Origin of the sequence: Acetobacter senegalensis (assembly GCF_001580995.1) — a bacterium.
Taxonomy (GTDB): domain Bacteria; phylum Pseudomonadota; class Alphaproteobacteria; order Acetobacterales; family Acetobacteraceae; genus Acetobacter; species Acetobacter senegalensis.
Map to the genome: position 1 here is coordinate 1 of NZ_LHZU01000038.1, position 1893 is coordinate 1893.

Genomic DNA, 1893 nt, shown 5'->3' on the forward strand with positions numbered 1-1893 from the left:
CTATGCCGTCTATCCGCAGGAAATCGTCGATCCGGAAAACCTGCGCACCATCAATGTGGAACAGGGCTCCGCCGATCTCGACAGCCCGCACATCAGCGCCACGGGTGGTGCGGTGAACATGTATCTGCTGGACCCCAAGGAGCGTCTGGGCGGCAAGATTGTCGGCTCCTACGGCAACTATAACGCCCGCCGTATTTTCGGCCGTCTTGATACGGGTTATGTCGGCCACACCAATGTGCGCGGCTATGTGTCTTTCTCTGATGCTGTCGAGCAGTCCTGGCGCGGTCCGGGCGGCCAGAACAAGCTGCACGGTGAGACAAAATGGGTCAGCGAATGGGGCAAAGGCAACAAGATCTCCTTCTCTCTGGTGGGCAACCAGTCAACGGGCGTGCTGTTCCCCACCACCTATATGGATACGTGGCAGCAGAAGGGCATTCACAATGCCTACGCCTCAAAATGGGATCCTAAAAACCCCAGCTCCAACTATTATCAGCTGCACCGCAACCCCTTTACCAACATCTACGCCAGTGCGCCCTCCACCTTCACCCTGACCGACAACCTGACCCTGACCGAAACCCCCTATTTCTGGTATGGTAACGGCAATGGCGGCGGCGCCTACAGTGAAAGCCTGACAAAGCAGCAGTACGGGTCCCAGGCCATGACGGGCTCCATTGGTCCCTATAATGCGTCCAACACCAGTTCCCTGCTGCTGTATAATCCGTCAAACACGCAGACCTACCGCCCCGGCGCGGTCACCAAGCTGTCCCTGCATACGGGTATCAACCGTCTGTCCATCGGGTACTGGTTTGAATATTCCAAGCAGATCCAGACTGGCCCGTACAGCCTGATCGATTATGCTACCGGCAAACCTGAAGATCTGCTGGGTGGCGGCCCCAACCTGGTGCTCGCCAACGGGCAGACGGCACAGTATCGTGACACACTGACCCAGACGCGCATTCACACCATGTTCATTGCGGACAGCCTTTCGCTTCTGCACAACCGTCTGACGCTTGAAGCGGGCCTGAAATATACGGTCGTCAACCGGCAGGGCCACAACTTCCTGCCAGACACCTCAACGGGGCCCTATATCAATGGCTCCTGGCAGCAGCCCCTGCCCGCCGCCTCCATCCGCTTCAAGATCAATGACGAAAACCAGCTGTTTGCGTCTTCAACCACAAACTTCCGTATTCCCATGAATACGTCACTCTATGATTCCGGCGCCTATTATGCAGGTAGCGGCTATTCCACCCATGCCAACGCCAACATGAAGCCCGAAATCTCCATTTCCGAAGAATTCGGCTGGCGTTATCAGGGACCGCTGGTGATGAGCTCCATCACCTATTTCCACTACAACTTCACCAACCGCCTGTATCAGCAGACCGTCACCATGGCCAATGGCGACTATTACAGCCAGAGCATCAATGGCGGGAACTCCCATGCTGATGGTGTGGATGTTGAAGTGGGCACCCGTCCCATCCTCTACCACCTGCGTCCGTATTTTTCGGCGGAATACATCAACGCCCGCACGGACAGCAACGTGGCCGCCGGCAGCGGCAGCGACTATGTGTTCAGCAAGGGCAAGTTCGCACCGCAGACCCCCAAATACTCACTGGCCTTCAATCTTGATTACGATGACGGGCACTTCTTTGCGGGATACGGCCTGAAATACATCGCCAAACAGTATTCCACCTTCAACAATGACCAGCATATTCCGGGCTATCTGACCATGAACGTCAATGCTGGTTACCGCTTCAAGGACTGGGGGATCATGAAATCTCCCACCCTGCGCCTGAACCTGCGCAACATCACGGATCGCCACTATCTTGGCTATGTGAACGGCACCGCCGCCAACGCTCTGGCCACCACCGGCGTGTATGGCACCAAGATCAAGGG

1 protein-coding gene is annotated in these 1893 nt (G+C 56.4%); it reads left to right on the forward strand.

Translation table 11 applies throughout. The features are described from left to right. A partial coding sequence (locus AD948_RS00250; RefSeq protein ID WP_061470225.1) for a TonB-dependent receptor occupies positions 1-1893 on the forward strand: 1893 nt, incomplete at both ends.